Raw genomic sequence first — 7,113 nt, 5'->3', positions numbered from 1 at the left:
GTCCAGCCCCCGCCCGAGCCCAGCAGCCCGCAACGCGTGCTGCGCGGTCCGAGGCGCGACGACAAGGGCGACGACAGGGACGAGCCCAGGTCCCGCAGGCGCCAGGGCGGCCAGCCCGAACGCGGCGAGCGGCCCGGCGCCGGAGACTGAGAGCCTGCGCCCTCAGGTGCCGCGCGTGCGGCGCCCCACGCCCAGGGCCGCGCCCACGCTGAGCAGCAGCACCAGGGCGGCCCCCAGCAGGGTCGCGCCGTACCAACCGCGGTCCATGAACAGGCCGAACAGCAGCGGCGAGATCGCGAAACCCGTGTCCAGGCCCGAATACACCATGCCGTAGACGCGCCCGGTCGCGCCCTTGGGCGTGGCCTTCTTGATCATCATGTCGCGGCTGGGGCCGCCTATGCCCACCGCGAAACCGGTGGCGGCCAGCACCGCCATGGTGCCCGGGCCGCCTAGCAGTCCGGTGGCGCACAGGGCGAGCAGCAGCGCCCCCGCTCCCATGCACAGGGCCACCACGCGGTCGCTGTGCTGCGGCCGGCGCGCGGCCACGAAGCCCCCGGTGAACATGCCCACGGCGCCGCACAGCATGTAGGCCGTGAGCGTCATGGTCGCGGCCTCGAAGCTCACGCCGTGCAGCGCCTTGAGGATGGAGGCCGAGAAGCTTTGCACCACGGCCAGGGTCATGGTCGACAGCAGGAAGAAGCCGAAGCACCACCAGACCACCGGCAGCTTCAGGAAGGCCAGGTCACCGCCCTTGGGGGCATCGGGGGCGCGCACCAGTGTCTCGGTGCGCAGCTTGTCGCGCTGCAGCACCAGCACCGTGAGGATGAGCGCGTACATCAGGGCCGCCGCGAGGTAGGCGCTGCGCCAGCCGACCAGGGCGCCCAGGCCGGCGAGGAAGGCCGGCGCCAGGGCCCAGCCCAGATTGCCCGTGAGCCCGTGCGCGCTGAAGGCATGGCCCAGGCGCGGCGCGGACACGCGCTGATTCAGGATGGTGAAGTCGACCGGGTGGAAGGACGCATTGCCCAGGCCCGCCAGCAGGGCGACGGCCATCAGCCCGCCATAGCCGTTGGCGCCCGAGGCCACGAGGCAGGCGCCCATGAAGCAAATGAAGGAGGCGAACAGCACCGGCCGGGCGCCGAAGCGGTCGACGACGAAGCCCGCGCTGGCCTGGCCCAGGCCCGAGACGACGAAGAACAGCGACATCAGCAGGCCCAGCTGCGCATAGCTCAGGCCGAACTCCTGCATGAACACCGGAAACAGCGGCGGCAGCAGCAGGTGGGCGAAATGCGAGCTGGCGTGCGCCAGCCCCACCAGGCCGATCACGGAGGCATCCTGGCGCAGGGGCACCAGGCGGGCATGGGAGGCATCGGCCGAGCTGGCCAGGGTGGCTGTGCTGTTCATGCGGCTATGCTACGCGGCCTGCGAATTGCCGATAATCGACGGAAGGACAATCGATTGCGAATATCCGCCATGCCCCGCCCCAGCAGTCTCCAGCCCACGCCGATCGGCGACACGCTCGCCTTCATGCCCTCGCCATCCCGGCCGGTGCGGGTGCGCGCACGCACGCTGCAGGCCGACGCCCATCTGCAGCCGCACCAGCATGCCTGGGCCCAGCTGTCCTACTGCGACCGCGGCATCATGCAGGTCACGGCCCAGGTGGGCGACGAAGTGACCTACATCGTGCCGCCCTCGCGCGCGGTGTGGATCCCGCCCCGGGCGCTGCATGCGGTGACGGTGCTGGAGGCGGCCCAGCTGCGCACCCTCTACATCGCCGCGGCAGCGGTGCCGCGCGACTGGACCGCATGCCGCGTGATCAAGGTCAGCCCGCTGCTGCGCGAGCTGATCGCGGCGCTGGACGCGGACCCCGCCCCCGCGCGCGAGCAGGCCCTGACGACGCTGATCCTCGACGAGCTCGCGCGGGCCGACACCCAGGCCCTGGGCGTGCCCCTGCCCCATCCGTTGACCGGCGACAAGCGCCTGCGCGCGCTGTGCGAGGCGGTGCTGCGCGCGCCGGCCGAGCGCGCCACCCTAGGCGAATGGGCGCGCGACATCGGCGCCAGCGAGCGCACCGTGGCCCGGCTGTTCCGCGACGAGCTCGGCACCAGCTACCAGCAGTGGCGCCAGCAGGTGGTGCTGGCCCATGCCCTGCCGCTGCTGGCGCGCGGAACACCGGTCAGCCAGGTCGCCGCCGCCAGCGGCTACGCCAGCGACAGCGCCTTCAGCGCCATGTTCAAGGCCGCCATGGGCCAGCCGCCCAGCGCGTTCCAGGACTGATTGCCCACGGGCATTGACACTGGTCAAGCCAGGGCTTCGCCCGACAGGGCACCAGAGGCGGGCAACTGCGGCAAAATCGAACCATGTCCGAACGCGTCATTCCCCTGGTCGACCAGCGCATCGCCGCGCTGGCTGCGACCGTACCGGCCGAGCCCATCGCCGCCACGGGCCTGCTGAGCGACCGGCTAGGCCGTCCGCTGCGCGATCTGCGCATCAGCGTGACCGACCGCTGCAACTTCCGCTGCAACTACTGCATGCCCAAGGAAGTGTTCGACAAGGACTATCCCTACCTGCCGCACGCCGCGCTGCTGAGCTTCGAGGAAATCACGCGCGTGGCGCGCCTGTTCGCCGCGCACGGCGTGCGCAAGATCCGCCTGACCGGCGGCGAGCCCCTGCTGCGCAAGAACCTCGAGATCCTGATCGAGCAGCTCGCCGCACTGCGCACGGTGGACGGCGCGCCGCTGGACCTCACCCTCACCACCAACGGCGCGCTGCTGGCGCGCAAGGCCAAGGCGCTCAAGGCGGCCGGCCTGCAGCGCGTCACCGTGAGCCTGGACGGCTTGGACGACGCGGTGTTCCGCCGCATGAACGACGTCGATTTCCCGGTCGCCGAGGTGCTGCACGGCATAGCCGCCGCGCGCGAGGCGGGCCTGGGCCCGATCAAGGTCAACATGGTGGTCAAGCGCGGCACCAACGACCAGGAAATCCTGCCCATGGCGCGCCATTTCCGCGGCAGCGGCATCGTGCTGCGCTTCATCGAGTACATGGACGTGGGCGCCACCAACGGCTGGCGCATGGACGAGGTGCTGCCCAGCGCCGAGGTGGTGCAGCGTATCCACGCGCAACTGCCGCTGGTCCAGCTCGAGCCCTCGGCTCCCGGCGAGACCGCAGAGCGCTGGGGCTACGCCGGCGCCGACGGCCGCCACGATCCGGCGCTGGGCGAGATCGGCGTGATCAGCAGCGTGACCCAGGCCTTCTGCGGCGACTGCAACCGCGCGCGCCTGTCCACCGAAGGCCGGCTCTACCTCTGCCTGTTCGCGAACCAGGGCCACGACCTGCGCGCCCTGCTGCGCGGCGGCGCGAGCGACGCCGACATCGCCTCGGCGATCGCCCAGATCTGGCAGGGCCGAGCCGACCGCTACTCCGAGCTGCGCGGCAACCTGGCCCCCGATACCGGCAGCGGCGCGCGCCGTGTCGAGATGAGCTACATCGGTGGCTGATCCGTTGCAGCAACCGCCCCAGATCCCATCCGGGGACATCACCGGCCTGATCCTGGCCGGCGGGCGCGGCTCGCGCATGGGCGGCGTCGACAAGGGCCTGCAGAACTTCCGCGGCGCGCCGCTGGCCTGGCATGCGCTGACGCGCCTGCAGCAGCAAGGCGGGCTGGTCGGCGAAATCCTGATCAACGCCAACCGCAACCTGGCCGCCTACGAATCCCTGGGCGCACCGGTCTGGCCCGACAGCCTGTCCGACTACGCCGGGCCGCTGGCCGGATTTCTGACCGGCCTCGAGCACTGCGCCTCGCCCTACCTGCTGAGCGTGCCCTGCGACACGCCGCTGTTTCCGCTCGACCTCGCCGAGCGCCTGGCCCAGGCCCTGCTGCGCGAGGATGCCGAGATCGCCATGGCCGCGGCCCGCGAGGCCGACGGCCGGCTGCGCTCCCAGCCCGTGTTCTGCCTGCTGCGCCGCGAGCTGCTGGAGAGCCTGCTGCGCTTCACCCAGGCCGGCGGCCGCAAGATCGACGCCTGGACCGCGCAGCACCGCACCGTGCTCGTGCCCTTCGACCGGCCGGGCGACGATGCCAGGGCCTTCTTCAACGCCAACACCCTGGCCGAACTGCATTCCCTGGAACAAGCATGAGCCCGTCCGCGCCGCCCAAGACCCTGGACCAGATCGCCGCCGAGTTGCAGGGCTACGACCCGCAGGCCCTGCGCGCCGAGGACGTGAACGCCTTTCTTTCGCGCATGGTCGAGCCGGTCGCCGAGACCGAGCAGGTCGGCATCTTCCAGGCCCTGGACCGCGTGCTGGCCCAGGACATGGTCTCGCCGATCAGCGTGCCGCCGCACGACAACTCGGCCATGGACGGCTATGCCTTCCGGGGCGCCCAGCTGGCCAGCGGCCGGCCGCTGGCCCTGGCCGTGGTGGGCACGGCGCTGGCCGGCAAGGCCTGGCAAGGAACCGTGCACGAGGGCGAATGCCTGCGCATCATGACCGGCGCCATCATGCCCGAGGGGCTGGACACGGTAGTGCCGCAGGAGTTGGTGCAGCAGCAGGCCGACCGGGTCATCGTGCCGGCCGGCGTGGTGCGCCCGGGCGACAACCGCCGCAAGCTGGGCGAGGACCTGATGGCCGGCCAGCCGGCGCTGCGCGCCGGCGAGCGGCTAGGCCCGGCCGCCTGCGGCCTGCTGGCCAGCCTGGGCCTGGAAACGGTGACGGTGCGCCGCCGCCTGCGCGTGGCCTATTTCTCGACCGGCGACGAGATCCTGAGCCTGGGCCAGGCGCCGCGCGAGGGCGCGGTCTACGACAGCAACCGCTACACCGTCCACGGCCTGCTGACCCGCCTGGGCTGCGAGGTGATCGACCTGGGCGTGGTGCCCGACCAGCCAGGCGAGCTCGAGGCCGCCTTCCTGCGTGCCGCGGCCCAGGCCGATGCCGTGATCACCTCGGGCGGCGTTAGCGTGGGCGAGGCCGACCACACCCGGGTCATGATGAAGAAGCTCGGCGACGTGGTGTTCTGGCGCATCGCCATGCGCCCGGGCCGGCCGATGGCCGTGGGCCGCCTCTCGGCCGCGGCGGGCAGGGGCGCCGGCCGTTTCGCCGCCGGGCCGACCCAAGGCGAAACAGCCCCCTCGGGGGGCAGCGAACCACGTCAAGCGGGGAGCGTGGGGGCCGTTCTCTCCGCCGGGCCGACCCAAGGCGAAACAGCCCCCTCGGGGGGCAGCGAACCACGTGAAGCGGGGAGCGTGGGGGCTGTCCTGTTCGGCCTGCCCGGCAACCCGGTCGCCGTGATGGTGACTTTCCTGGCCTTCGTGCGCCCGGCCCTGCTGCGCATGATGGGCTGCCGCCCCGACCCGGTGCCGCTGCTCAGGGCGCACAGCGCCGAGGCCATACGCAAGAAGCCCGGGCGCACCGAGTACCAGCGCGGCATGGTCAGCCGCGCGCCCGACGGCACCCTGCAGGTCCGCACCACGGGCAACCAGGGCTCGGGCGTGCTGAGCTCCATGGTCCAGGCCAACGGCCTGATCGTGCTGCACCACGACCAGGGCTCGGTCGCCGTGGGCGACGAGCTCGACGTGATGATGTTCGACGGCGTGATCTAGGCCGCCTCGGCGGCCAGCACACGGCAGACCTTGCCGCTGCGCCCGCGCGGCACCTGCCCCAGCTCCTCGATCACGCGGATCGGCTGCAGGCCCAGCACCTCGGCGAAACCGGACAGCGCGGCGCGGCAGCGCGCCATGGCCGCCGCCGCATCGCCGCCCTGCAGGTCCAGGCGCAGCACCAGGGTGTGGGCGTCGCGCTGACGCAGCTGGAAATCGAACACGCCGGCCTGGTCCTCCAGCACCGTGGTCAATGCCAGCGGCAGCAGGGTCACCTTGCGTCCTCCGCGGCCGGCCATCACCAGGGGCGCGTCGCCGCGGCCCTGCACCTCGATCACCGGCAGCGGAGAGCCGCAGGCACAGCGCTCGGCGTGGACCGTGACCTGGTCGCCCAGGTCGTAGCGCAGCAGGGGCTGGACGGTCTGGGCCAGATGGGTCAGCAAGGTGGTGCAAGGCGTCTGGCCGGCGGGCACGGGGCGCCGCTGCTCGTCCACCGGCTCCAGGATCACCCAGTCGGCGTTGGCGTGCAGGCAGCCCTGGCGGCATTCCCAGGCGATGCTGAGGAACTCCGAGGCCCCGTAGCTGTTGCGCAGGCTGCAGTCCCAGGCCTGGGTCACGCTCTGGCGCACGGCCGGGCTCAGGTTCTCGCCGCCGGTCCAGACCTCGCGCGGGCGCACCCGCAGCGCCCCGCTGCGCGCCTGCTCGGCCAGCAGCGAGGCCACGGTCGGATAGCAGGCGATCACCGTGGGCCAGAAGGCGTTGAGCCCCGCCACCAGCGCCTCGGCGGACTGCAGGATGGAGAAACTCTGCATCGCCTGGGCCATCCAGGGATTGATCTGGCGCAGCCGCTGCACCGAGACATAGCTCGCGAAATGGCCGTTGGTCGCGCCGACGAAAGCGATGCGCTCGCCAACGCACCAGGGGTCCACCCAGCGCCGCAGCGGGCGCGGCGCATGCCGGCGCAGCGTCTCCAGCGCGTCGTAGACGGCCATGGCCTGGGCATCCTGCACGAACAAGCCCGGCTGCGCGCTCGTGCCCGAACTCTCCCAGACCATGTAGCGCCCCAGGTAGGGCTCGGCGACCCGTCCGGCATCGGCCATGAAGGCGCGCAACTCGTCGAGCTTGAGCTGCGGGTCGGTCACCCAGTCGTCGAAACGCTGCATCAGCTCGCCGCGCGTCACGACCGGCAGCGCCTGCAGCGGCGTCTGCCCCGGCGTCAGGCCGCGCAGCCGTTCGCGGTACAGGCGCGAGCGGCACTGCGCGAGCGCCATCACATGCGCCAGCCTGCGCTGTTGGCGGGCCAGGATCGCCGAGGGTGTGGCGTAGCCGACACTCAGCACGTCGGAAGCCACGACACTGAACTGCCAAGGATCGAACACGGGAGTCATACGCTGCTCACCTTGCCTTTCCGGGAATCAGGGAGGGAAGACACGCCCCGACCTCCGGGGCCACCCAACTCAACAGCCGGCTTGCCCGGCCTGTCACCTGCGGCCATGCTAGGCCACCAGCGCCCTCTCGCCTT

At 71.9% G+C, this 7,113-nt stretch carries 6 protein-coding genes; 4 read left to right on the top strand and 2 right to left on the bottom strand.

The window, feature by feature from the left end; all coding sequences use genetic code 11:
- Positions 1-162: 162 nt before the first annotated feature.
- Positions 163-1,401: an MFS transporter gene (locus tag FFS10_RS13230; RefSeq protein ID WP_137894940.1), complete on the bottom strand. Its 1,239-nt coding sequence runs from the start codon at positions 1,399-1,401 to the stop codon at positions 163-165.
- A 69-nt stretch (positions 1,402-1,470) separates the two neighbouring features.
- Between FFS10_RS13230 and FFS10_RS13225 the strand changes: the two genes are divergently transcribed.
- The 4 genes from FFS10_RS13225 (at position 1,471) to FFS10_RS13210 (ending at position 5,594) form a co-directional block, all read left to right on the top strand.
- Positions 1,471-2,274 carry an AraC family transcriptional regulator gene (locus FFS10_RS13225; RefSeq protein WP_137894939.1) on the top strand — a complete coding sequence of 268 codons (804 nt, stop codon included), beginning with the start codon at positions 1,471-1,473 and terminating at the stop codon, positions 2,272-2,274.
- Positions 2,275-2,357: 83 nt separating this feature from the next.
- Positions 2,358-3,494, top strand: a complete 1,137-nt coding sequence (gene moaA / locus FFS10_RS13220) for a GTP 3',8-cyclase MoaA (protein WP_137894938.1) — start codon at positions 2,358-2,360, stop codon at positions 3,492-3,494.
- A complete protein-coding gene (mobA, locus tag FFS10_RS13215; protein WP_249931282.1) occupies positions 3,487-4,134 on the top strand; it encodes a molybdenum cofactor guanylyltransferase MobA in 648 nt (215 codons plus the stop codon). The genes moaA and mobA overlap by 8 nt, the downstream gene beginning before the upstream one ends.
- The gene (locus FFS10_RS13210) at positions 4,131-5,594 is read left to right on the top strand and encodes a molybdopterin molybdotransferase MoeA (protein WP_137894937.1); all 1,464 of its coding nucleotides are present in this window, start codon (positions 4,131-4,133) and stop codon (positions 5,592-5,594) included. Before mobA ends, FFS10_RS13210 begins: the two co-directional genes overlap by 4 nt.
- On the opposite strand, the gene FFS10_RS13205 is transcribed toward FFS10_RS13210, so the two are convergent.
- Entirely contained in the window at positions 5,591-6,979 is a 1,389-nt protein-coding gene (locus FFS10_RS13205; protein ID WP_137894936.1) for a phenylacetate--CoA ligase family protein, read from the bottom strand. The two genes, FFS10_RS13210 and FFS10_RS13205, sit on opposite strands and share 4 nt — an antisense overlap.
- Positions 6,980-7,113 lie beyond the last annotated feature (134 nt).

The sequence above is a fragment of the Ramlibacter sp. 2FC genome, from assembly GCF_005503345.1.
Taxonomy (GTDB): Bacteria; Pseudomonadota; Gammaproteobacteria; order Burkholderiales; family Burkholderiaceae_C; genus SCMQ01.
The sequence above is the reverse complement of the archived record's forward strand: the minus strand, read 5'-3'. Positions and strand labels throughout refer to the sequence as shown.